This is a genomic window from Microvirga subterranea, assembly GCF_003350535.1.
GTDB classification, from domain to species: domain Bacteria; phylum Pseudomonadota; class Alphaproteobacteria; order Rhizobiales; family Beijerinckiaceae; genus Microvirga; species Microvirga subterranea.
Genome location: NZ_QQBB01000013.1, coordinates 51091 through 74619, shown reverse-complemented (window position 1 = coordinate 74619; position 23529 = coordinate 51091). Strand labels below are relative to the sequence as shown.

Annotated in this window: 21 protein-coding genes and 2 tRNA genes; 9 read left to right on the top strand and 14 right to left on the bottom strand. The window is 53.9% G+C overall.

All coding sequences use genetic code 11. The features are described from left to right. Positions 1-29: 29 nt before the first annotated feature. Entirely contained in the window at positions 30-296 is a 267-nt protein-coding gene (gene rpmA, locus DES45_RS22115; RefSeq protein ID WP_114772678.1) for a 50S ribosomal protein L27, read from the bottom strand. Between the two features lie 38 nt (positions 297-334). Further along, positions 335-733, bottom strand: coding sequence for a 50S ribosomal protein L21 (rplU, locus tag DES45_RS22110; protein ID WP_114772676.1), 399 nt, complete (start codon positions 731-733; stop codon positions 335-337). Between the two features lie 263 nt (positions 734-996). Between rplU and DES45_RS22105 the strand changes: the two genes are divergently transcribed. The 6 genes from DES45_RS22105 to DES45_RS22080 all read left to right on the top strand — a co-directional run bounded on the left by DES45_RS22105 (position 997) and on the right by DES45_RS22080 (position 8492). Further along, positions 997-1086, top strand: a tRNA-Ser gene (locus DES45_RS22105). A 1005-nt stretch (positions 1087-2091) separates the two neighbouring features. Further along, positions 2092-2168, top strand: a tRNA-Pro gene (locus DES45_RS22100). Positions 2169-2682: 514 nt separating this feature from the next. Continuing rightward, on the top strand, positions 2683-3339 hold the full coding sequence (locus DES45_RS22095) for an N-6 DNA methylase (protein WP_114772674.1): 657 nt from the start codon (positions 2683-2685) through the stop codon (positions 3337-3339). Next, on the top strand, positions 3336-4919 hold the full coding sequence (locus tag DES45_RS22090) for an Eco57I restriction-modification methylase domain-containing protein (RefSeq protein ID WP_114772672.1): 1584 nt from the start codon (positions 3336-3338) through the stop codon (positions 4917-4919). Before DES45_RS22095 ends, DES45_RS22090 begins: the two co-directional genes overlap by 4 nt. Then, complete coding sequence (locus DES45_RS22085; protein ID WP_210210256.1) at positions 4912-7887, top strand: GIY-YIG nuclease family protein; 2976 nt, start codon at positions 4912-4914, stop codon at positions 7885-7887. Before DES45_RS22090 ends, DES45_RS22085 begins: the two co-directional genes overlap by 8 nt. After that, positions 7884-8492 carry a hypothetical protein gene (locus DES45_RS22080; protein ID WP_114772670.1) on the top strand — a complete coding sequence of 203 codons (609 nt, stop codon included), beginning with the start codon at positions 7884-7886 and terminating at the stop codon, positions 8490-8492. The genes DES45_RS22085 and DES45_RS22080 overlap by 4 nt, the downstream gene beginning before the upstream one ends. A gap of 342 nt (positions 8493-8834) precedes the next feature. On the opposite strand, the gene DES45_RS24870 is transcribed toward DES45_RS22080, so the two are convergent. From DES45_RS24870 to DES45_RS22070, 3 genes are read right to left on the bottom strand one after another with little or no spacing between them, the layout of a single operon-like run. Next, on the bottom strand, positions 8835-9704 hold the full coding sequence (locus DES45_RS24870) for a hypothetical protein (RefSeq protein WP_147282473.1): 870 nt from the start codon (positions 9702-9704) through the stop codon (positions 8835-8837). Next, positions 9701-11371, bottom strand: coding sequence for an AAA family ATPase (locus DES45_RS22075; protein WP_114772668.1), 1671 nt, complete (start codon positions 11369-11371; stop codon positions 9701-9703). Before DES45_RS22075 ends, DES45_RS24870 begins: the two co-directional genes overlap by 4 nt. Before the next feature lie 46 nt (positions 11372-11417). Beyond that, a complete protein-coding gene (locus tag DES45_RS22070) occupies positions 11418-12455 on the bottom strand; it encodes a restriction endonuclease (protein ID WP_114772666.1) in 1038 nt (345 codons plus the stop codon). 101 nt (positions 12456-12556) lie between these two features. Between DES45_RS22070 and DES45_RS24865 the strand changes: the two genes are divergently transcribed. Beyond that, positions 12557-12934, top strand: coding sequence for a hypothetical protein (locus DES45_RS24865; RefSeq protein WP_147282472.1), 378 nt, complete (start codon positions 12557-12559; stop codon positions 12932-12934). Between the two features lie 93 nt (positions 12935-13027). Here DES45_RS24865 and DES45_RS22060 read toward each other — a convergent pair whose 3' ends face one another. The 4 genes from DES45_RS22060 to DES45_RS22045 form a co-directional block, all read right to left on the bottom strand. Beyond that, positions 13028-13714, bottom strand: coding sequence for a hypothetical protein (locus DES45_RS22060; protein ID WP_114772662.1), 687 nt, complete (start codon positions 13712-13714; stop codon positions 13028-13030). Next, positions 13711-14418, bottom strand: coding sequence for a GIY-YIG domain-containing protein (locus DES45_RS22055; RefSeq protein WP_114772660.1), 708 nt, complete (start codon positions 14416-14418; stop codon positions 13711-13713). Before DES45_RS22055 ends, DES45_RS22060 begins: the two co-directional genes overlap by 4 nt. Before the next feature lie 67 nt (positions 14419-14485). Beyond that, a complete protein-coding gene (locus tag DES45_RS25455) occupies positions 14486-14701 on the bottom strand; it encodes a hypothetical protein (protein ID WP_114772658.1) in 216 nt (71 codons plus the stop codon). Between the two features lie 275 nt (positions 14702-14976). Continuing rightward, positions 14977-17190, bottom strand: a complete 2214-nt coding sequence (locus DES45_RS22045; RefSeq protein ID WP_245571835.1) for a GmrSD restriction endonuclease domain-containing protein — start codon at positions 17188-17190, stop codon at positions 14977-14979. Between the two features lie 629 nt (positions 17191-17819). On the opposite strand from DES45_RS22045, the gene DES45_RS22040 reads away from it, so the two are divergent. After that, the gene (locus DES45_RS22040) at positions 17820-18875 is read left to right on the top strand and encodes a S1 family peptidase (RefSeq protein WP_114772654.1); all 1056 of its coding nucleotides are present in this window, start codon (positions 17820-17822) and stop codon (positions 18873-18875) included. Between the two features lie 50 nt (positions 18876-18925). On the opposite strand, the gene DES45_RS26405 is transcribed toward DES45_RS22040, so the two are convergent. From DES45_RS26405 to DES45_RS24855, 5 genes are all read right to left on the bottom strand, one after another. Beyond that, the gene (locus DES45_RS26405) at positions 18926-19156 is read right to left on the bottom strand and encodes a transposase domain-containing protein (protein ID WP_425374303.1); all 231 of its coding nucleotides are present in this window, start codon (positions 19154-19156) and stop codon (positions 18926-18928) included. A gap of 693 nt (positions 19157-19849) precedes the next feature. Continuing rightward, entirely contained in the window at positions 19850-19978 is a 129-nt protein-coding gene (locus DES45_RS26165) for a hypothetical protein (protein WP_281024107.1), read from the bottom strand. Between the two features lie 372 nt (positions 19979-20350). Beyond that, positions 20351-20677, bottom strand: a complete 327-nt coding sequence (locus DES45_RS22030) for a hypothetical protein (RefSeq protein ID WP_147282471.1) — start codon at positions 20675-20677, stop codon at positions 20351-20353. Positions 20678-20681: 4 nt separating this feature from the next. Continuing rightward, complete coding sequence (locus DES45_RS24860; protein WP_147282470.1) at positions 20682-21107, bottom strand: hypothetical protein; 426 nt, start codon at positions 21105-21107, stop codon at positions 20682-20684. Positions 21108-21139: 32 nt separating this feature from the next. Beyond that, the gene (locus tag DES45_RS24855; protein WP_147282469.1) at positions 21140-21655 is read right to left on the bottom strand and encodes a hypothetical protein; all 516 of its coding nucleotides are present in this window, start codon (positions 21653-21655) and stop codon (positions 21140-21142) included. 1052 nt (positions 21656-22707) lie between these two features. Between DES45_RS24855 and DES45_RS22025 the strand changes: the two genes are divergently transcribed. Beyond that, complete coding sequence (locus DES45_RS22025) at positions 22708-23487, top strand: N-acetylmuramidase domain-containing protein (protein WP_114772650.1); 780 nt, start codon at positions 22708-22710, stop codon at positions 23485-23487. Positions 23488-23529 lie beyond the last annotated feature (42 nt).

The following is a 23529-nucleotide window of genomic DNA, read 5'->3' as shown; positions in this document are numbered from 1 at the left end:
CGGGAGCTCCTTCGTTTCGCTCTCGCCGTTTACTCTGCGGCCTCTTGGGCCGGAACGACCGATACGAAAGCTCGGCCCTGCTTCGTAAGGAATCGGACGCGTCCATCGGTCGTGGCAAAGAGGGTATGGTCTTTGCCCATGCCGACGTTGGCGCCCGCATGCCATTTCGTGCCGCGCTGACGAATGATGATGTTGCCGGCTACGACCTGTTGATCGCCGAACTTCTTGACGCCCAGACGACGGCCTGCGGAATCGCGACCGTTACGAGACGAGCCGCCTGCTTTTTTGTGAGCCATGGGTGTACTCCCGTGTTCCTGTCAGTTGCCTCGACCGCTTACTCAGCGGCGGTTTCGGCCGGCGCAGCGTCGTCCGCCGCAGCCTTGGTGGTCTTCTTGGCCGCAGCCTTCTTGGGCTTCGCGCCGCCGGCGAGGATCTCGGTGATCCGCACGACGGTGTAGTCCTGGCGATGCCCGCGCTTGCGGCGCGAATTCTGGCGGCGGCGCTTCTTGAAGGCGATGACCTTCTCGCCGCGGGTGTGCTCCACCACCTCGCCCGTCACGGTGACGCCCTCGACGAGGGGCGCGCCCACCTGGGTGCCGTTGTCGTTCGTGACCATGAGAACCTGGTCGAACGTGACGGTCGAGCCAGGCTCGCCTGCGAGCGTGGCGACGGTGATGACGTCTTCAGCGGCAACGCGATACTGCTTGCCGCCGGTCTTGATCACTGCGAACATCTTGATCCTCGTGTTCAAACCCGACTCTCTGCAGGAGACCCGCAGGGTCGACTTCTTGGCAGTTTCCGGCTTCGGTTCACGACAGCCTGAGGGCCGCCGCAATGAAAATGCGCGGACGCAGGGGCCCACGCATAGAGGCAGTCTCTCTACGGAACGAACCTTGCCCTGTCAATAAAAAACCTGACAGGAAGCGCTTGAAGAGCGGCAAATCGCATGATATCCACCCGGCCTCAACCAGCGGGGCTTGAACGCCTTCGCCCTCCGGAGAGGTGGCAGAGTGGTTGAATGCACCGCACTCGAAATGCGGCATACGGGCAACCGTATCGGGAGTTCGAATCTCCCCCTCTCCGCCAAATTTCCTCTAAATGTTGTGCAGGCACAATAGTTTAGCCGAATTACAGCTTCTCTGCCCCTCACTTTAGCCCACATTTTTCGCGGGCCTGCCTCAGCATTCATTGGATCTTTATGGATGAAGGGCTCAGGGCGCGAGGGATGGGTGGTCATGACACCTACCCTTCCCGTACGCGGCGCTTGATAGTCTGACTTCCTCAATTGTAATCTTCGCCGCATTTGAAGCCTCGACTAAAATTTAAGTCAGTCTCTATTGAGCACTTGCCCGCTTAATAATGCGCTTGGATGGGGTTTTTATTCCGCCCGACTTTTCGGAGCACGTGTCTCTGCTTTCCAAACAAGTTCAGATAGGTCCGAGCATAAGCGGCCATTCTTCAATATCGAGCAAGGCATATGGCGCATCATCAATCGACCGCCACAGGGCCAGCTTGCCGTGGGTTGTACCTGCAAGAGCGCAGAGATTTAGGAGCAACCGACCGGCAGCACGAACATGTCTACTCCGGCTAAATTGGCGCGGTCGACGGGGCCCGAACCCCTGTTTTCGCCGTGAGGGGGCGACGTCCTAAACCGCTAGACGAAGGGAGCTAGCAAGGTGGAGGCCGCTCGTATAACCACCCTTCTGATTTGCTTTAAGCCCTTTTGCGCGACAATGCGGAGGTCGCAGTTAGAATCAGAATGGGGCAATTTATTAGCCTGAGCCTGTCTCATGAGCTCGCATATGGATCCCACTTCGGTTTCAGTCCTCACGCTGGCGACATCCCAAACGGACCCTCAATATGAGGACCGCTATTGCGCGTGACTTTACTGCGAGAGATGGATTTCACATGGCTGCGACCGGGTGCGGAGCAACGGAGCATCCCTTAAGAACAAACGTCTCGCCTACACTCTCTTGAAGGAACGGCGCAATGCAATTCCAGGCGCATGCGATGTTTGTCAGTGTTGGGGACTGGAGCCCGAGCAACTGACACTTGCTACAAGCCGCTGAGCTATGTTAGCCCAAGAGCAGTCGGAGTGTAGCGCAGTCTGGTAGCGCACCACGTTCGGGACGTGGGGGTCGCAGGTTCAAATCCTGCCACTCCGACCATTCTTCTCCCGAAGAGTCAGCAGCGAAGAGCCCACTAAGGGCGGCTGCTTGTTATGAGCAACTCGGTTCGCCCCTTCTCACTTCCTCATAAAATTTATCGAATGCCTCCAAGGAGAGCGCCCCACCGAGGGCAAAAGCTGAATCCCGCGCCTCCGCTCGGCTCGCTCCTTGGCGCTTGCTGAATTGAATCGTCGGCTCCGAAGGCCTCCTACGAAACACCTTCAGGAAGGTTGAAGGGCAGCTCTTCTCGTTTTAGTTATCTTGTTTCATAACCGTACTCATCACCACCCGGCTAGCTCGGCAGTCCTAACATGGAAGCTAGACGGCAGGTTTAGGGCTTAATAGACTCTTTCTAAGATACCAAAAAAGCTTCTATCGGACAGACCACATGCTGCTAATCGGGAAAAGGCTAACTTCGCATGAGAGCATTCCGTTAGACGGCCCACAAGGGATAGGTTGCGCGACATCCGTTGCCCCGCTGGACAATCCCCCGCGAGTGATTCAACAAAAGCCAATGAACCTGATCAAGTCGAAGAAACGCGTTGCCGATCACGGGGAGGTGTTCACGCCCCCATGGTTGGTCGAAAAGATGCTCGACCTCGTGAAGGGGGAGACCGAGCGAATTGACTCGCGCTTTCTAGAGCCTGCCTGCGGGAGCGGGAACTTTCTCGTGCCGATACTGCAACGCAAGCTTGCCGCCGTGGAGCTGAAGTTCGGCAAATCCGACTTCGAGAAACGACACTATGCTCTACTGTCGCTGATGTGTACCTACGGGATCGAACTTCTGGCGGACAACATCACTGAATGCCGTGCCAACATGCTGGAGGTATTCGCTGATTATCTGAGTCTGGAAGAGACGGACGAATTCTATCGCGCCGCCGCCTATGTGCTGTCGCTTAATCTCGTGCATGGTGACGCAATGACGATGCGCGACATGGATGGTGAGCCGGTCAGCGTGGTAGAGTGGGGCTATCTCGGAAAGGGCAAGTTCCAGCGGCGTGACTTCCGCCTTGATGTGCTGACCGGCATGGCGAGCTTCAGCGCGGAGGGATCACTGTTCGCCCATCTTGGCAAGCATGAAATCTTTACACCAACCACTGCATACCCACCCATGACAGTCCGCGATCTGGCTGGCGCGTCTCTGGGTGAGGCTTCGGGGGATGCGGAATGAACCATCAGGCAAGTTTTGCGCTTCGAGGCCGCAATCCGGATGTGCTGACCTGCATCGCCAACCTGTCCAACGACGAGGTGTTCACCCCGCCGGAATTCGCCAACCAGATGCTGGATACGGTAGCCGAGGCGTGGGCCACACGAAATGGCGGCGCGAACCTCTGGGCGGACAGCTCGGCACGGTTTCTTGATCCTTGCACGAAGTCGGGCGTTTTCCTGCGGGAGATCGCCACTCGCCTGTTAAAGGGTTTGGAAGGAGAGTTTCCTGACCTCCAAACTCGCGTCGATCATATCCTAACTCGGCAGCTATTTGGTATTGGGATCACCCGACTTACCAGCCTGCTTGCACGCCGCAGCCTCTATTGTTCCAAACACGCAACTGGCGAGCACTCCATCGCCAAGAGCTTTGCTAGCGATGATGGCAATATATGGTTCGAGCGCACCGAGCATTCATGGCGCAACGGTAAGTGCACCTTTTGCGGGGCCAGCAAGGAAGGGCTTGATCGGGGCGAGTCATTGGAGACCCACGCCTATGCGTTTATCCACACCGACGATATCAAGGCTCAAGTTGCCAAGATGTTTGGAGGCAACATGCAATTTGATGTGATCATTGGAAACCCGCCGTATCAATTGGATGATGGCGGCTTCGGCACCAGCGCCGCACCGATCTATCAACTATTCGTGGAACAAGGCTTAGCTCTTGAGCCGCAATACGCCGTGTTTGTGACGCCCTCTCGGTGGATGACTGGCGGCAAGGGACTCGACAAGTTCCGGGAGCGGATGCTGTCCGATAAGCGCCTGCGCAGTATCGTGGATTTTCCCAAGCTCTATGAGGCCTTTCCGGGTGTGAAAATCCGCGGCGGTATTTCCTATTTTCTTTGGGATCGCGACTATCAAGGACCATGCGAAGTGCAAACGATCTGGGACGGCGAGCCAACCGGATCGCCGGTGTCACGCTACCTTGACGCATACGATGTGCTTGTACGCCGTAACGAGGCAGTTCCGATTCTTGAAAAAGTCAGAATAAGGCGCGAGCCGACCCTCGATGTCCGCATCTCTAGTCGTAAACCATTTGGTTTCGCCACTAACTTCAAAGGCCAGACATCGCCTCGTGGACTGCTATCACCTGTAAGGCTATTTGCGAACCAGCGGGTCTCTTGGGTGGAACGCACAGAAATCACTGTTAACCCTGACTGGATTGACGAGTGGAAGGTGCTGATGACCGCCGTGCAGGGAACCAGTGCAGCCGTCGAAACCAAATTCCTCAGCAAGCCGATCATCGCCGGACCGGGCACCGCCTGCACTGAGACATACCTTGTCGCAGGTCACTTCTCCGATGAAGAATCCGCAAAGAACTATGCCAGCTACCTACGGACGCGCTTTGTGCGATTTCTGGTATCGTTGCGAAAGGTGACACAGCACGCCACGCGCGACGTCTATGCATTTGTGCCAGATTTGCCGCTAGATCAGCCATGGACGGATTCCAAGCTCTACGAGCGATACGAGCTAACCCGAGACGAGATTGCCTTTATCGAGTCACAGGTCGCGGCGCATAATGACGGTCAAGCCGACGATGAATAAGCCCACCATTGAGGAAATCCTCATCCCGAGGCCGGAAGCCAACCCGCGCATCTACGCCTATTCGATTGAGAGTAAGACGCATGAGGGACTCCTAAAAATCGGGCAGACAACGCGTGACGTGAAGCAACGCATCGCCGAGCAGGTGAAGACTGCAGCCATCCCGTTCCGGATTGAACTCGACGAATCCGCCGTGCGGAATGACGGCACAACGATCACTGATCACGCGGTTCGCGCGGCTCTGATCAAGAAGGGCTTCGCTAATCCGATCCTGGAATGGATGCAATGCAAGGTTGCGGATGTCCGAACGGTGATTACCGAACTTCGCACTGGCCAGAAGGTTACCGGCACGCACCACGAAACCTTCCCGCCCCGCCGGGAACAGGCAGAGGCCGTGGACAAGACCTATGCCTATTTCCATTCAATTTGGAAAGAGGATGCACAGGCCGTCCCACGCTTCCTTTGGAACGCAAAGATGCGTTTCGGCAAAACCTTCACCACTTACCAGCTTGCCAAGAAACTTGGAGCCAAGCGGGTTCTGGTGGTGACCTTCAAGCCTGCGGTAGAGGATGCATGGCAAACGGACCTTGAATCCCATGTGGACTTTGACGGGTGGCAGTATCTCTCCCGCAATTCTGGTCGGGATCCTAGTCAGATCGAAAAGGGAAAGCCGGTTGTCTATTTCGGCTCCTTCCAAGATCTTCTCGGGCGTGACAAGGCGACCGGGGCGATCAAACCCCAGAACGAGTGGCTTCACGCCGTCGATTGGGATCTTGTGGTTTTCGATGAATATCATTTCGGCGCTTGGCGCGACACGGCCAAGGAGTTGTTCGAGGGTGAGGATGAGGCCAAGCGGGAAGCCAAGCTGGAGTACGATTCTGGATTGGATGAGGTGAACGAAGATCTCGGCGAAATCTCAGCGAACGAGGCGATCTTCCTGCCGATCACTACACGCGCTTATCTCTACCTTTCGGGCACACCATTCAAGGCGTTAGCCAACGGCGAGTTCATCGAAGAGCAAATCTTCAACTGGACCTATACCGATGAACAGCGCGCCAAGGCAGAATTTGCCGCCAATAATCCGGGCCAGCGTAACCCCTATGGCGCACTCCCCCAGATGCGCCTGCTCACATATCAAATGCCCGACGAGTTGCTTGCGATTGCCAGTGCCGGGGAGTTCGACGAGTTCGATTTAAACGAGTTTTTTGCGGCCACCGGCACAGGTGCGCAGGCTACGTTCAAGCACAAAACCGATGTTCAGAAATGGCTGGAAATCATCCGTGGCTCCTATGCACCGCAAGCGGTTGATAGCCTGAGAACCGGAAGCCGCCCGCCATTTCCCTATTCGGATGCCCGCCTGCTGCCTTACCTCCAACACTCGTTCTGGTTCTTGCCTAATGTTGCAGCCTGTCATGCTATGGCGAACCTGCTGGAGGAGAAGCACAACATCTTCTGGCATGGCTACAAGGTTATTTTGGCCGCCGGATCAGCGGCAGGCATTGGCCTTGATGCGGTGCCGCCCGTCCGGTCAGCTATCGGCAGCGGGTTCGACACCAAAACAATCACCTTATCCTGCGGGAAGCTTACCACAGGCGTGACCATTCCGCAGTGGTCCTCAATCCTCATGCTTCGCAACCTCAAATCGCCTGAGACCTATTTTCAGGCTGCGTTTCGGGTGCAGTCGCCGTGGTCAATCAAGAACCCCAACGGCGATAATCCGAACGAGGAGGAGGTGCTGAAACCCATCTGTTTTGTATTCGACTTCGCTCCGACGCGGGCGCTTCGGCAGTTGTCTGACTACGGCATCGGTCTATCCCCCGGCGAGGCAAACCCGGAGAATGCCGTCAAAGAGCTTGTCTCGTTCTTGCCCGTACTCGCCTATGACGGCGCAAACATGACGCAAATTGATGCTGGCGGCATCCTCGACATTGCGATGGCAGGCACCTCGGGCACGCTGCTCGCCCGCAAATGGGAATCTGCGCTTCTAGTAAACGTGGACAACGACACCCTACGTCGCATTCTCGACAATGCCGAGGCAATGGCTGCAGTTGAACGTATCGAAGGCTGGCGCACGCTAGGCGATAACATCATCGAAACGATCATCAACAAGAATGATAAGGTTAAAGAGCTCAAGAATAAGCAAAAAGGCGGCCTCCTAACAGAAAAAGAGAAAAAGGAGCTAAGCGAGGCTGAAAGAGAATATAAATCAAAACGCAAGCAGATTCAGGAAAAGCTAATAAAATTTGCCACTCGCATTCCAGCCTTTATGTATCTGACCGACTTCCGAGAAAATACGTTACAGGACGTTATTACAAAATTGGAACCGGAACTGTTCCATACTGTCACTGGACTAACGGTCAGCGACTTCCACCTCTTGGTGCGCCTGAAGGTGTTCAACACAGAGCGGATGAACCAAGCCGTATTCGCCTTCCGTCGCTATGAGGACGCCTCACTCCGCTATACGGGCATCGAAAGCCACGAAGGCTTAACCCATTTCGGACTGTATGACACCGTCGTGGCAAGGGAATTGATGGAGGTGGGCGAGCACCCGGATCATGACCTACCTTTAGCAGCCTTTGTAAGTCGCTCTGAGTCCTATGTCTCCCGAAATTTTGGCGCTGACGCGAAGTGGAGGGACATCAATCAAGCCGTATGGAATGCGATTGAGGAACAAAAGGACGCGTCAATAACCTTAAGCCAGGTTGACGTGATAGCGAGCGAAGCATCGGCAGAAGCTGGTGACGTTTTAGCTGTCTTAGCATTGCTCTCGCGTCCCGCGTCGCAGATCCTCAAAATGGAGTATTTGGCAAACGCCGAGAATGGAGCTGCCCCGGTTCCGAAAGATGAAGTAGTCAAACATCTTCGAGCATGGTGGAAAGATAGAACAATGAGCGATGATGCTTGGCGAGCATGGGCCAACAGCATATTGGTGAAGTGGAGCCCCTATTATGACAATGGGGTAACTCAATGATGGAGGAGTGCAATAGTGTCGCCTCACTTATCGAAAGATTGAAGAGGAAGGCTCCAGCTTACCTAGACTTACTCACTGCCGAGACCGAAGAGGAGTTCGAGAGTGCTTTCAGTGTTGTACTAGAGAAAGCAGTACACCATCTCGAAAAGAACAAAGTGAACTTCGCCGAATTGAAAGAGGAAGGTTTGTCTGGTGCCCTTGCCGGGGCGCTGACGATTCCAGGCTTAACTGTAACTCAGGAAACGAATTCAAACGGGCATGTTGATTTGACTATTGAAGCCGATCACTGCAATCCCAGCAGAATCAAACTGGGAGAAGCAAAAATTTACGCAGGCCCAAGTTACCACATCAAGGGTATTGGCCAGCTCCTCGGTCGATACACAACAGGTAGAGAAGGGCAAGGCCTTCTGATTAACTATGTTCGCAACAGCAATATAAAAGCAATTACTGCGAAGCTTAAGACTGAAATGGACGCCAAGCTTCCTGAGAACCAAACGGAGCTCTGTGCTGAGCACACTCTGAAGTGGTCTCTCGTAACCAAGCACCAACACAGTTCTGGGGAGATTGTTGCGATAGGGCACATTGGGTGCAATTTATACGTCTGACAGAATGCTCGACTCTGCGTATTTCTTGATCAGCCATGAAGGCCAACGTACTCGCACCGCTCACCAGCGAATAAGGTTTACACGTCAAGGAGCATAAGCGCAGCATTTCGGTATACCTCGAGGTGACGTTACTCAGGCGGTGTATGTCACGTCATATCTGGGTTGATGCCCCTTTTTGCGGCACTGCGAATGTCTCAGCTAAACTCAGAAGTAAAACTATGGCCCGCATCGGTCACGACCGTCACGGATGCTCAATTGAACGCCCACAGTTGCCTTTTGGGCAACACGCATAATCTCAGTACTACGCGATAGCGGCTCCTGAACCCCGCTCTAAGCCCCGCATCAATAGATCAGCGGTGCATCTGGCGCTCGGCCCGGTGCGTTTAACCGCTGGAAAAGCCAGTAGCATACGTCATCATCAAGCAACCCTGCTACGAAAACTGACGCCCAGTTGTTCTTGCTCCCGTGCTGATCGTCAAGCAAACTCAGTTCCTCAACGAGCGTTGCCTTCAATTCAAGGACACTAACTGGGTTGCGAGCGAGCGCCCGCACCATGAGGCTAGGCTTACGACAGAGATTGCTCCAGCTTCGGATAAGGTGGTTTTTTATCGCAGTCCGCTCAACAATTGAGCGAACATGAAAGCGTATGGCGTTGAAGTGACTGTGATGACTTGGCACAATCAGACGCACGCCAATTCGCGGAACTAGGCCGAGATCCTCAAAGCAGGCGGCGATCAATCGTTCTGACAGGCAATTGTCGAAATACGGGTGCAGTACCCGTTCACCGGGACTGGCACCTGTCACGGTCTCTTGTCGCTTGCTGTTGCACTTGCACGCAGGCACGAGGTTAAGGGAGAAGACCGCAAACTCGCCGTAAGTGTTCTTCGGAAGCATATGGTCGAGAGTACCACTGTGCATGGACCCACACATCGGGCAGCATAGATGCTCCGATGCTGACCGCAACTCGGTGATGTGCTCAAGGTCCCGCGGGGGATCCTTGTAGTGGTTCCTCAAGTATGTTCTGACATCATCACTGACTGCAACCTTCTGAACTGAGAACGCGTCTCCTCCTGCTGTCACGTATTGCGAGTATCCCTGCTCTATCGCGGCAACGGCGCTCTGAAGATGCGGGTAACTTCCTACCCTGCGGTTGTTAGCCAGAGCTCGAAGTGCAGCAGCATCGTCAAAGGTCGGCGCTGGAACTTTGTTCATTGCCGAGTTCCTGCGTCTACGGCGTCACGAAGCGAGTTCAGCACCTCCAGCGAGAGCTCGTCCTTATACTTTTCATAGATGCTCTTCCAGCCGCTCTCTCTTTGAATCAGCCGTCGCTCCACTTCTGCCGCAAGACGGGACGGCTCATCTTCGCCAAACACAAAGTATGAGATCGCTCCGACATCGGCACCGAATGTCCTCAAGGTCGGATGCGATGCATGTACATAACCTTCACTATCGGCACGGAGCACCGTCACCTGCTCTCGAAATACCTCTCGAACAAAGTAGACAGAGTGGGTAGCGATGATGGCAGCCGACCCTGTCTGCGCCAGCAGATTATCGAGCAAAGAGACGAACTGACTGATGAAGTTTGGATGAAGATGGGTCTCAGGTTCGTCTAGGAGCAACAGCGAGCCGTTCTCTATATGGAGGCTCGCCTGTGCGGCAAACTTGAGGAACGAGATTTCGCCACTGCTTAGTGGATATCCAATGCCGTTTATCACACGAACTGGCTCACTACGCGTGTCTACCGCGGCATACATCTCAAGAACACTCATTTCATTGCCGCGGTTCAAGAGAATAATGGGAATATAGTCTTTCTTGGGACGCCTGACTGGCAGGCAAATCTGCTCCCAGCTATCAATCGCCCGAAGGGCGCTGAGGAAGATTGCCCACCGCGATGACTCGCCAATACTCTCGTTGGACCGAGCCACCTGTATCACTAGGTCGGCAGCGCCATTGTTCTTGCTGGATCGGCGGGAGCGGTTCAGTGAAAATTGCCGATACCAAATCGAGGACCTCTTGCGGCGATGACTTGGAAACACGGTATCCGTCTCATTCGTCGGCGCAAATGCGAGGATACGATTGAGGAGAGGACGCTCTCCCGTTTCGCCATCTGATAACGAACTGTTACCACTTAGGGCAGCCCGAACAATCCGACCGAGTGTTTGGCTTTTGCCAACGCCGTTCTTACCGATTACCACGGCGATGCGCTTTGGAAGATCTGCGTCATGATCGAACCGGAAATGAAGCTCGTGTTCGCTCGACCGCCCTTCCAAGCGAAACTCAACCCGGAGCGAGTTGGACATCTTTCCGAACTCTTCGTACTCGCTCCCGTGCAGTATGGGACCTGCGTTCTTGTACGCGAAATACGTGTCTGCATTTCGCACAAACGACAGCGAAAAGGCGCTCGTCTGCGCAGCAGCATCGGCTAAGTTTGACTTTGTGCGAAACTCATTAAGAGCAACGAGATCGTTCATTGCCGTCAGTGCTTTTCCGGCTCGTTCGACACCAAACGCTTGAACAACGCGTCGATAGGCCTCCATGCTCGGTAGCATAGTGAAGTATTTATGCGCCTCTGTTGCAACGATTGTTAGTTGGTCCGACTCGTCTAAGAGCTCTATCAGGCGGTTCGATCCGTTGGACCGGTTTGAGGCAGCGCCCAAAAACCCTAGGAATCCGTCCACCCTGAATGTGCGAGTTTCCCCCAACAGACGGATTAGTATATCGACCCGCGTTCTGTATGCAAAATCGTTCCAATCGTCATCCGACGGAACGATCAGGATCGTACCCTCGGCCAGAGGCTCCCACTGGGCCTCTCGCCGACCAAATATGATCTTCGGCTGTTCGTCGCCCAGATCTGTTGGTTCGCTCGTCGTCACAGCCATATCTGCTCACCAACTCCTTTCCCAGCCGGAGTCGGTCATGGGTGCCTTAGCCACTTCCAATCCGCATTGATAGAGCCATCGGAAGAAGCTTTGCATGTTTAAGAACGAGGGAGGCAATGTGGCCACGCGACCAAAACTCGACCCCGCTTTCCTCGCGCAAAGGGGTGGGGTGCAGAAGGCAGGTGACGATACGCCGGTACGAGTTAGTTGGAGGGGAGGCCCAATGTGTCTCAAAACTAAGCGTCTCATTCCAATAAGCCCACTTGCATTGAAGCAGACCAGTAACGTTGCCGGTTGCATCGGAGCCGAGGCCGTCAACACCTCCATCTCCCGAGCCCCCGACATGCATCCACATCTCATCGGGGTGTTCAAGCTGCAGAAGCGCCACGCACAGGTGCTCAAACGAAGATGGGGTCACATCAGATAAGAGACGGCGTTCAATCTCGTGACGATCCAGAGTCCACTTATAGGATACCCGGTCCGGCTGATCGATCAGTTTGTCGAGTGTCCTGTAAGGGTCAAGATCGAGAACGCCCGGCGCATGAACCTGCCCGAACGTCGAGCGTCCAAAGAGTGATTTTCTAATCCAGGCTGGTATTGCGGGCACCGGAACAGGTCGGAACCGATCCACACGCCAACCCTGCACCACATCGCCGACATGACTGCGCCCCGGATGGTCTTGGATCGATAGGCCTGCCTTCACCCGTAAATCAAGATAGTCTTGAGCCCACGACGGATCATCAACCAACTCAAACGCATCTACCACTCGTCCGGCGAAAATGACACCAAGCGAAGGGCGCGGCACGAGCGCAATGGACCCTAAAGCAATCTTTGCAACAAAGTTTCTATTCTGATTGTAAAATCGTCGCTCCTTTCGCGGCTGACGCTCCATTTCAAGGAGCCACTGATCATGAGGGCAGGTCACATCAACGATGCTGTCCCGCACGCACCCCTTTTGATATGGCTTACCGGCACGCCACACCGGGTAGCCGATGAATATCCGCTTCTCCTTGAGCACAATGTCGATGGGATCCGCGCCCTGAGGGCGGCACCGGGAGAAGAAAACAACAGGAGATCCGGTCATGCTTGGCTTGTGCTCGGGCGAGTCTTCAGCTTCTACAAACCGAAATGCTCCTTGGCATCATATCCTTTAGGTTGAAGCGTAGGGCCATTCAGATCAAGGCCATGGAGCGCCTATCTGGCGTCAACGGCGGCCCTGAAGTGACCTGTGCTCTGGTCGAAGTCGGTGATACGCCACCGCGCACCTTTGCGCCTGCTCGACTCCCAAGGGGCAGCATCATCAACACCGTGGCCGGGCTTGCCATCGACGATTACCACGTCGATGTGGCCACTATATTCGGTGGCAGCCATCATGAGGTGCCGTATGCGCTTTTTGTTGCCGGGAAGATCGTGCCACATTGCCTCTGGCCCACAATGCAGCCGCGTATCGATCCATGGCTTTCCGGCGCTAAAGGCAATCTCGCAGCGCCACAGGGATATGCAAACGCCGCTTGCGTTCACTGCACTCCAGTCCTGCCGCGGGTTTTCGAGACGATACCCTAACGCGGTAAATGCTTCACTGTACTTCATTGCTCTGAAGAACCGTCTCGCTATCGAATGCCTCACTCAACCGACGATCCGGGATTGCGCCCGTGCTCATTGTCTACCGCCACTATCGGTTGTGTCATAGACAGCTGTTAGTTCATGACGGACGAAGGCAGCGGCACACTCATAGTGCCAATTGGTTCTGGTCCGTGTCTGAAATCTTTGCAGCATACAGCCTTCAGCTTCGGGAGCCTGCTGAGAATTATAGAACACCAGTTTCTTGACTCTTACGGAGCGGGTCAGAGAAGCAAACAGCGAGACGTACTCCTTGCCGCCGAAAAACACGATGGGCTCGTCTCGGTCGTCAGGCAAATGACAGAGATCTCGGTAAGCATCCCCTTTGCGTCGCCGAACGAAACCCTCGGCTGCCGCACTGAAGGTAATGTCGTAGCTCGGTGTCAGGAACGCCGCATTGAGCAATCCCCATCCGGCTGACAGGATGTAGGTGTTCTCAACGCCATATCGCTTCACGAGCACACGGTAGATCTCGTTCCTGTAGAGCTCGTATGCGGGGAGCAATCCGAGAGGGTTACTGCTTGGATTCTGATTATAGGCCAGAAGGGTCTCCCTCCATGTGAGACCGTCATCAACAAGATCATCAGGGTGAGCGAAGACACAGGCATCTGCCAGCGGAGCCTTCTCTGGACGAGCGACAAACAAGACTGGCTGTCCGCCCTTTGTTCGCAACGTTCCGGCATCAGGTCGTTTGCTTCCTGCGCATTGAATCACGACGATCACGCGGCCTGCTCCGTGTTTGAAACCAGCGCCTCAAGGCGGCCGAGAAAGGCCGGGTCGTAGACTTCATCCACATGGTTCTGGTTCCACAATCCCGACGTCCGAACCCGCTCGCGGTTGCAGGAATGTCCGAGCCAGCCTGCACTCGGCGGATCAAGCGGCCCCTTCTCGAAATTGCTGAGAAGCGCAATCGAGTTTCGCTCAATATAGCCTCGCAGACTTCTTGGGCTGGCCTCATCCTCGATAGCTAGGCAAAGGAATGGCATGGCACCAATCACTTTGCTGACTTCACGCTCAAGGGTGATCTCGCCCAAGCGCACGTCGGCAGGGGCATTGTTGCCTTGCCCCCACGTTGGAAAGTCATGGCCATAACGTGCCATTAGCGCGGCGCCGACGATCAGCCTAAAGATGGATCCACGGTGATTGCCGCCGCCGCTCTTGCCTTGACCCCGGTGCTGGCGCAGGCGCACCCAAAGCTTCGTGCAGGAACTGTCTGTGAGCGCGTGGGTGCCCACGCGCACAATCCGCGGGCCGCTGCCACTGTCTGAGCGAGTTTCGCCGTCCTCCATGAAAAAGTAGACCCCGCGGTTGGGCCAGTCCATGCGCCCAGAACAATCCCGTAGCCTGCGTGGCCCTCCGATTCGCTCCGAGAGCACCGCAAGGAGAGCATAATAGTCACGTAAATCCGAAAGCCGCTGAGTGGACACCGCAAGATCCTACACTGTCGATGATCGAGGCCTCATCCTGGTTCCGGCAGCCAATCAGTTGCCTGCCTCAGAGGGAGTATGCCAGACCCGGTGCACCCTTGTCGTGTTTTGGACAACGACGTTGCCAAATGTCGGAGCCATTCGCACCGTACTCGTGGCCGCACACCGCGCATTTGAGCACATAAACCCGCTGCAAATGATCGTTCCCCGGCTCATCCGTTTTTCGCACGACCGTTTGCTGATGCTTGTTCGTGTAGCCGACTGCCGTTGTACCCTTGTCCATGGCTCTCTATCTCGCACGAGATCTTGAGCGCAGGTAGGCTGCCATCACGGCTTCCATGTCGTGGTGCTCTTGGCTGTCCCTCGTCGCGGCCCAAGGGGACTTATGTTGATGCCACGGCAGATTGGCTGCGCGCAGCGCGGCCCGGAACACTCGCGGATCAACCTGCTCTCGCTTTGCCATCTCGACAGCCGAGATAAGACTAGCCTTTTGACGCTGCCTCATGGGACGCCCCCTTGCACAAAACAAACCTTAGCCCGAGAATCTCCCGCGATTCGTCACGGGAACCGGGCTTTGACGTAGTCCGTCACCGAGCCACCTGTCAGCTCTGCCGTCGCGTTGGCACCTCGTACATAGAAACGGTGCACTGCGCCGTCTTTGACGAAGGCTGGCTTGGGTCCCCTCTCACAGCGCACGACCAGAATTCGCTCAGAGCCCTCGCCCTCGAAATGTGGATGGACATAGGGGAGAAAGAGGTCGCCGATCCGTTCCTTGACAAGATTCACCAGATGAAGGCCCATTTTATCCTCGTTGGGAAAGCCATCCGCCGAAAGGCCCAAAACCCTCCCGTCATCAGCCACCCCGACAACCAATGTTCCGCCATGGGCGTTCAGGAAGCCCGCTATTGTCTTCAAAGCGGCTAAATGCATCTTCTCGTCCGCTTGGCCCGTGTGGAGATTGGTGCGAAGGGTTGATTTGAACTCGACGCTCCCGCTCTCACCTGCGGCAAGAAGTTCAGTCACCGTAAGAGGGGCAGACGGCGACGGTGCAATCTCTCCACAGAGCTGCTGATAGGCCTCACGGACCAACCGGGCCATCCGCACCCGCCGCTCCTTGAGGAAATCATCGTAGGAAAGCTCCCACCATGCTGGAGGCAGCGCGTGCCATTTCAGCATCAAGTCGCGCTCGTGCGATGGCAGCTTTGCGTCCAATGCCGGGGCGTAGTCTTTGGGTGCTTGGTCACTGATCTTCTGGTTATCGGGCCATTCAACAACGGCAAAGTTCGCGATCTGATTCACTTGCCGGTTATCGGTGATGCCGAGTTTGGCAAGATAGCCGCGTGGGAAGAGATGATGTTGCTCGAATGTCGCCTTCGTGCCGTTCACGGCAGGATCGATCATATCCGCGATTTTCAGGGGGCTGTAGAGGGCACGGGCTCCCAGAAGGATGAGCGATGCTTGATATGCGAACCGTGAGGGACTCTGCGAGGCCGAGGTGGCGAGACTGACTGGAAGTGTGATTTCCCAATAGTCGTTGGTCAGAGTGGTTGCACATATTTGGCGAAGTTTGGCGAGGTAGTCGTCGCCTGTCTTCAGATCCCGAAGTTGGGCAATGTCGAACTCGAAGGCCGTTTCGGGCGAGTTGGTATAGCGCCTTGTCAGCGCCGCCATAAAGAAGAATTCGGCGATGGCTTGCCGCATTCTCTGTTTATCGATGCCGTGATCGACCACCCCGATGAGGTAGAGGACGTAGGAGTACACAATCGTCGTTTCCGACGTGATCATCCCCTCGTGCCGATAGCCCGCGAGCGTCATCGCACTCAAGAAATGGTGCCAGTTGGCAAGGTTCAGGACCCGGCCCTGCGCAGCCTTTAACGTCTCAAACTGGGCGTCACGTTTCACTGGATCGACTTGGCCGGTTACGGCATCACGCCCTCGCAGGACGCTATAGACGTTCTCCAAGCGCGCCCGTTTGAGCCCGAGCCCGACCCCAACCCGCAGCAGTTGGTCCGGCGATGGTTTGATGAAGTGGTTGTACGGCGACGGTCTTCCCGTCCCTGCTTGGGCGGCTTCACCCGCGAACTGCTCCAAGGCCGCGCGTCCCTCATCCCAAAAGACGGACATGAGGGTCATGATAAAGTCGGCTTGGTTCAGCTTCTTTCCTTCGCCGTTGATGCGAACGAACACCTCCGCAACCGTTTCTGCATCTAAGGACGAGTTCAAGGTTAAGGCCGTGAAGGTATAGTGCGGCAACGCGTGGAGCTTTCCGATAGCTGCTTGCGCGCGGCTGATCTCATCAGGCGACAGATCCCGGACCTGCTTCAGGTCCTCGATAAAGCGTCCAGCAAACTCGAAGACATTCACCTCTGGCTTCCAGAGCTCCGAGATGTCCGGAATATAGGCCTTGTCCTTTACGATAGAGGCATCTGTCACATCGAACCGCGCCTGAAGCGGGTTGAACGCGATGCGGATCCGCTCCTTCCTAAAGTTCGCCCGTACAACCTCTTTTCCCTTGATGACAGCATAGAGCGAGGTTAATCGCTGCTGCCCATCAACAATCGCAAGCGACGGGGCCTTCTGGTGTTCCTTGGTGCCGATGGTCTTGTTGCCGGTCTCAGCGCCCGTTTCCCAAAACAGCAGATAGCCCGCAGGGTAGCCCCTGTAGAGAGAGTCGAAGAGATTGCGGACATTCACGTTCGGCCAAACAAACGGGCGCTGGATCTCCGGCAGCCCGATCTTGCCAAGGTCGATGTCCTCAACAAGTGCAATCAATGGATACGCCGTAGTTGTAAATAAAGCCAAAATTCGCCCCCAAGCGTTTGGCCTCAGTTTGTCTGAGCCCTCGTCTGAAGGCAAGGATTCTAAGTCTAGTGTTGGTAGACGTTCCTGCTTAGACCGGAGTCATCACTCAGAAAATGACATTCGGGTCGCGGCATTCTGAGCTGCACCTCGCCTCGGCGCAGTCGCTTGCGGACGACGACTTAGCCAACTGCATCAACGGCCTGAACCTGGAAGATGTGCTTGGCCAGATCCAGACCAACTGTGGTAATCTGCATGGCGGATGCTCCCTCTCCTTGTGGCGATCTTCACGACGACCACCCTTTGGCACTTTGATGCCGGTGAGCAGGGAGCGTCCGCTCCATCACATTAATAGATCTATGAAAATCCAACGAAAGTTCGCTAGAGTACTGGTTGTCAAGCAGCGGAAACATGGTGTGGTGTGCTAACAGTGGAAGGGATGGAAGGAGACAAAGCCTCATTTTTGATACAATCAGCAAGAACGGCAGTAATCGCTTGCGATCATCTAGCCAAGGCACGCAGTGTGGGATCAGAGCTTCAATTCTAAACATAATTCTCTAAAGTAGAACATCAGAGCAGCCGATTTCTATAAGGTCACGATCATGGCACACGGAATCGAGCCTAGTGACGGCGAGACGTCCAGCGAAAAGCGTCAGCACGATTTGAGCATATCGAACCTGAGCGATAAGTTAAAAGCTCTGGAAGAAAAGGTATCTCAACCTAAGCCTAAAGATAAGTGGGATAAATTTGCTGCTTTATCGACTTTGATTTCCGGCTTGACTGTCGCGTTTATCGGCTTTTATGCAACAAACATTTACGATAGCAGATCGAAAGAGCTTGATCAAAGCCAAAAGCAGCGGTCAACAATTGCCTCCGAGTTGCAGGTCGTCGAAAAGTTCATCCCGCATCTTGCCTCCACTGACGTCAAAATTCGTTCCGCCGCATTGGCTGCTCTTTCCGCTATCGGAAACACTGAGTTAGCCGGAAAGTTGTCGCGCGTGTTTGGCGACGCAGAAGCGCAGGCGGCTGTTACTGCCGTTTCTAAGCCTGAGCCCCACGTTTCTGTACCACTGCCGAAATCTAATAACCCGCTTGATTTTATCGAGAGGTACAAGGCGTCAATTGCATTCGTTGACGTAAGTGTTGACGGAAATACATTAAAGCAGGGCAGCGCATTCCCTATAAACAAAGATGGCTTTCTCATAACCGCAGCGCATTTGATCGAGCTTAATGCAAGCGTTAGCGTACGGTTTGGCAGTCGTGATGCTCTCCCTTATTCGGCTCAGGTAGTATCTAGAAGTGAGGCCAGTGACATTGCGTTGCTGCGTGTTAGCTCGGTTGCAACACAGGTCGCCGTTCCTACACTTGCCCCATCCAGCGAGAGATTAAACGCTGGGTCAAAGCTTTTCGTCATGGCATTTGCTCTGTCAATGCCAGAACCGATGCTTATCGAAGGAGTTGCAACCGGTTCTCCTGGCCCCGATTTGACACAGGCTATCTCGTCGCCCCTTGTCCCTGGCATGTCGGGCGGACCAGTTTTTAATTCAGAGGGTCAGGTTGTCGGCATAGTCAAGGGCGGCGCGGTTAATTTCCCTTCCCTGAGCTTTATTGTCCCTGCCCAGTTCGTAAGAGGTCTGCTTGCCACCGCAGGGCTGTGATTGATCCTCAGGACGTTCAACAGTTTCACACGTAGGCCCCCGGCAGCAGATCATCGATCCGGCTGTTGAAGGTGGTCGGTCACGATGCGGCTCAGCACGTCCGTGAGATATGCCTGCGGGTCCACCCCGCACATTTTACGGGTCACCACCAGCGAGGTGATGATCGCCAGTGAACCTGCGGCGTTCCAAGTTCCGTCAAAGCACACGATTTGGCGCGTTGCTGGCGATCTGTGGGAGAGGTGAGTATTTATCAGCATCCTGAGGGCAAAACTGGATTTCAAGACGAAAGCTCACAAACTGCTGCTTTGTATGTTTGTAGCAGCCGCCCATCTATGCTGTTCTCTCTAATGTCAGCAACGAGGTAGCCGGGACGTCCGCCCGCAACATAAAATCTTATAGTGCTACCACGTCTGGTTTTGATTAGCGTATAGTTCTCGCCCCACTGGACGTCGCTAGCTTTTGCAGAATCAATGGTTTCATAGCCATCGGCGCTCGCAAGAAAAAGCAACCTTACCGCCCCTTGCTTAGTAAATTTAATCTCAGGCAGAAAATCACGACATTGAAATGTGTTCGGGACTAAGTACGGCTTTAGGTCAGCTCTAGCTGAAAAACTGAAGCAATTTACAGCCACAAAAAAAGCGATTCTGTAAAATGCACTAGGACGTGACATGGCAAGGCCCGTCCTTTTCCCCGGAACCCCTCAAGTAGAAACGTCCAAATCGAAGATCTATCGTGATTTCATCTTGTCCAGCCGATAACGATATGGAACGCCGCGATGAACTGGCATATACTTCTTCAGCATCGGACCAATGAGGACTCACCGATACTGATCCATTGCGGCGAAAGCTAATGGTAATTTCCTTACAGACGATCTTTTTCCCGCGCAATTGTACTAAATCAATATCGGCTCCAGCATCAGCCGCAATGGGCCGGGCCAACAACGCTAGACTGAGCATAATGAATAATATTCGCATTCATTTGACCTTTACATCGGCGAAGATGAAGAAATTGCTGGCAGCAACTACAAAGCTGCGTTCGCCAACCTCGTCCCGTTCGTTTGGGGTCACACGGTTACTGCCACCGAGTACCACGATGGCGAACATCCAATTCGCAGATTCCTCCTCTCAGCACCTCCCCATTCATTACGCCGTCGCCTGAAATATCAGCCACAAGTTTAGGCTCATTGCCACCACTAACATAGAGCCTGTACCGATCTTGCTTGTCAGTGAAGAACACTGTGTCGTCTGTCCACTTGATGCGTGCAGCTGGTACTCGCGCAACAATTTCTGAGGTTCCGATGGCATCAGCATACAGAAGGATGATGCTTCCATTTTTCTGAAAACTGATCTCGAACAAAAAACCGTTACAATGATATATATTTCCGCTTAGTAACGACCTTAGATCATTCTGCGCGTGAGCTTCCGAATATTGCAATAGCGCCCCAGAGAAAGCAATTCCGATCAGACAGTTAAGTATTACTTGAGGACGCATTTGCCTTCCCCATAGTAGTAATTGCCGAAGCGGAACCCAATCTCAATTGTGTCCTGAGCACCCTCAGGTGCAACAACAATCTGGTTTCTGAGAAACCCGACGTCCTTCGCATTGGCCTTCCAATCTTGTGAAAGCTTGCCATCTTCATACATCGTGAACGCACCACTCCGGTCAAACCGAAACTCGTAGTCGCCACAGATCAAAGATCGCCCTAGAAGACGAGTCCGTTCATTCTTACTTTGCTGGCCCAGCGCGCCTTGTGGAGCAAGAAGCAAGACCAAGATCGAGATGGACAAAGCTTGACCTGTCATCCAGTTATACCGCCGTAAATGTGGCAACGATGTAAGTGTCCGCAGAGAGCACATAGAAGCGTTTTCGACCAACACGAACCACTTTTGGGCCTGATGTTCGGAGTGGCGCTGATTGGATTGTCAGTGGGGTGAAAGTGAGCGGCCCTATAGACCGCTGACTCTCAATCCTCCCTTCACCTTCTATGAAACACAATATTGTGCCTTTGATCGTTTCCGTGTCTGCAATTGAGTCAGTAAGATCAAGGGTGACAGAGAACGGAACCTGCTCACCAACAGCAACTTGGGTTTTCCCAAGTTTCAATGACTCGAGCCCAACATGAAGAAGAGAATCGTGTTGCTGTGCAATGGCCTCAGGATCAATCTGCGCGAAAGCACGGGAGCAAATCAGCAGCCCTGGCGTTGACAGAAAGAGTCGGCGGGACAGATCCATTCACTCCTCCAGCGCACATCGAAATCCAGATATTATTGTACTTTGATACTGATTGGCACAGTCGAAACAGCAGTTCGACTGACAAACTGATTTGCTTGTTTTGACGTCGCCCCCGGGCCTACAAAATTGATTGTTATGTTCACATCAGCTGGAATCTCAACAACCAACTTTCCAGAAGACTCGATAAATCTTGAATTTCGTACAGTTTGCTCGACCTCGCCCTGAGAAGGGTTATCTTTCCTGTTGTTGAGAGAAATATCTCCCCTAATCTTCTGGTAAAGGTCCCAAAGTTTTGTTGCGAGATCGACGGCAGTGATAACAGCTGGAATGAGTGCAGCGACGCTAGCATCAGCTGTGGGATTTGCGCATGGCAGAGGAACAGCAGCGGAAGCCGCCCCAAAAATGAATCCTCTTCGAGTGATCAAACTTGGTAAGCGCCGCTGGTAAGTTTGCGATTTGAGGAAGTCATGAACCTCATCCGCCGGGAGCCCTGGAGGAAGATGATCGGCAACAAACTCGTACTTAACAGGGATAAGCCGACGCGACATTTTTGACGCTCCATTGTTATAGGCAAAGTAGACAGCTTTTCAGGTTTAAGCAATGTACATCCCATTTCCTTTTGGCCGGACTACCTACCACTAACGGGTAAGTACAGTACGTACGAATTTTATACTTAAAGCGTATACAGCGCATCAACGATCCTTGAGGCGATCCATTTTTCAGCCGTGCGGTAACATTGCGACTTTGAGCAGCAGCTACACAGGAGCAATCCACAATCGCCGAGCTACAACGCGCTCTCGGTAAACCGACTCAAGCGGAATCAGCACCTCGCCTCAAAGCGGCAAGGCTGCCTCGCGTCGGCGTGACTGACGCGCCTTGTCATGGTATCTTATTAGTCTTAAATACTCAGTCGGTTGCTTTGCAACTCCATCTACATAGCTTCATTCTCTCATTGAATGCAGCACGGGGCCTTGTAGAGAGCATTGGATGCAATCTGGGTGGAGCAGCCTTTGCGCCCCCGCAGCAGTTGTAATTACCAGTGCGTACTGTTGTGTCGCTGCCATCTGCGTCAGCAATGCCAACGGTGGCCGCCATGCACACTGAGCCAGCCTTCACCTTATTGGCGTTCTGATTGCTGCTCAGTTCGGGGAGCGCACAGTCTCAGTAGGTTTACTATCCCGGCTATGGCTATCGGTGGGCCGATCCCTACCAAGCGGTAGGCCTACAGATACTATCAGCAGCAGCGAGCATTTCCTGGCGAGCTAGAAGTTTACTCATAAGTCTTGATGGGCTGGATGGAACCCGTAGCAACGTACGCGAGAGTCTTGATATCTTATGAGAGACGTACTGGCTCACGAGCCAGCTATACCTCCAAATATCAGGCAAATGTCTCTCAACGTTGCGCTGGACCTCTATACAGAACTTGCAGATTATTGTAAAGATTGCAAACTCGTGCGCTTCAGTTTTCTTACATGAAACACCTTAGCACACACGACTTGCTCCTGTTTAGAGCATCTCCACCAGTATTAGTTTTACTATGCGTGGATACTGATGTTTTACTCTTACCTCATTACATATCTGGCTCATGGAGTAAGTTGCGATGCATCATCTGTTTAAAGGCGAAGGCCTACCCCTGTCCCAAGGTGCATTTGATGAAGTCGCTGAAACGCTTGCCACCGATGCCGCAAAGCTCTGGGCGGTTATCGAGATCGAAGCTATGCGATGTGGCTTCCTTGAAGATAAGCGCCCTGTTATATTGTTTGAACGGCACATCTTTCACAGGTATACTAAGAGTCGGTTCGACTCTGATTATCCTGACCTCAGCAACTCAATTCCAGGCGGATATGGAAAAGGTGGAGCCTCCCAGTATTCGCGTCTAGAGCGGGCAGTTGCTCTGGACCGTGAGGCCGCTTTGCGTAGTACATCCTGGGGCTTGGGACAAGTCATGGGGTTTAACGCTGAAATTGCAGGCTTCGCCAGTGCATCTGAAATGGTTCGTGATATGTGCCAATCAGAGGACGCTCAACTCAGAGGCATGATGAATTTTATCCTCCACAATGGCCTTCATAAACCTTTGCGAGTAGGAAATTGGACCTCGTTTGCAGCCGGATACAACGGTCCAAAGCACTATATCAACGATTATGCGGGGCGACTGAGAGGCGCATTTAACAAGTACTCAACTGGCCCGATGCCAGACTTGCGCATCCGTGCCGCCCAGCTATACCTGACCTATCATGGATACGATCCAGGACTGATTGATGGGTGGCTCGGTCCAAGGACAATCAGGGCGCTCAATGACTTTCGCGCAAGCGTTGGTCGGAAGGAGGCAGATGAACTTACTCATGAGGATCTTGAGCAGCTGATGACGCTCAGTAGGTGAAGAGAGTGCATCTGTATGAAGTTTCCTGGCCGCGACGCTACA

Excerpts from the sequence above, each read along its gene's own strand:
- DES45_RS22070 (WP_114772666.1), bottom strand. The coding sequence starts at position 12,455 with ATGACCGGATCTCCTGTTGTTTTCTTCTCCCGGTGCCGCCCTCAGGGC.
- rpmA (WP_114772678.1), bottom strand. The coding sequence starts at position 296 with ATGGCTCACAAAAAAGCAGGCGGCTCGTCTCGTAACGGTCGCGATTCC.
- DES45_RS24860 (WP_147282470.1), bottom strand. The coding sequence starts at position 21,107 with ATGGATCTGTCCCGCCGACTCTTTCTGTCAACGCCAGGGCTGCTGATT.
- DES45_RS22075 (WP_114772668.1), bottom strand. The coding sequence starts at position 11,371 with ATGGCTGTGACGACGAGCGAACCAACAGATCTGGGCGACGAACAGCCG.
- DES45_RS24855 (WP_147282469.1), bottom strand. The coding sequence starts at position 21,655 with ATGTCGCGTCGGCTTATCCCTGTTAAGTACGAGTTTGTTGCCGATCAT.
- DES45_RS22030 (WP_147282471.1), bottom strand. The coding sequence starts at position 20,677 with ATGACAGGTCAAGCTTTGTCCATCTCGATCTTGGTCTTGCTTCTTGCT.
- DES45_RS26165 (WP_281024107.1), bottom strand. The coding sequence starts at position 19,978 with ATGTTCGCCATCGTGGTACTCGGTGGCAGTAACCGTGTGACCCCAAAC.
- DES45_RS22085 (WP_210210256.1), top strand. The coding sequence starts at position 4,912 with ATGAATAAGCCCACCATTGAGGAAATCCTCATCCCGAGGCCGGAAGCC.
- DES45_RS22040 (WP_114772654.1), top strand. The coding sequence starts at position 17,820 with ATGGCACACGGAATCGAGCCTAGTGACGGCGAGACGTCCAGCGAAAAG.
- DES45_RS24870 (WP_147282473.1), bottom strand. The coding sequence starts at position 9,704 with ATGAACAAAGTTCCAGCGCCGACCTTTGACGATGCTGCTGCACTTCGA.
- DES45_RS22090 (WP_114772672.1), top strand. The coding sequence starts at position 3,336 with ATGAACCATCAGGCAAGTTTTGCGCTTCGAGGCCGCAATCCGGATGTG.
- DES45_RS24865 (WP_147282472.1), top strand. The coding sequence starts at position 12,557 with ATGGAGCGCCTATCTGGCGTCAACGGCGGCCCTGAAGTGACCTGTGCT.
- DES45_RS25455 (WP_114772658.1), bottom strand. The coding sequence starts at position 14,701 with ATGGACAAGGGTACAACGGCAGTCGGCTACACGAACAAGCATCAGCAA.
- DES45_RS22095 (WP_114772674.1), top strand. The coding sequence starts at position 2,683 with ATGAACCTGATCAAGTCGAAGAAACGCGTTGCCGATCACGGGGAGGTG.
- DES45_RS22080 (WP_114772670.1), top strand. The coding sequence starts at position 7,884 with ATGATGGAGGAGTGCAATAGTGTCGCCTCACTTATCGAAAGATTGAAG.
- rplU (WP_114772676.1), bottom strand. The coding sequence starts at position 733 with ATGTTCGCAGTGATCAAGACCGGCGGCAAGCAGTATCGCGTTGCCGCT.
- DES45_RS22025 (WP_114772650.1), top strand. The coding sequence starts at position 22,708 with ATGCATCATCTGTTTAAAGGCGAAGGCCTACCCCTGTCCCAAGGTGCA.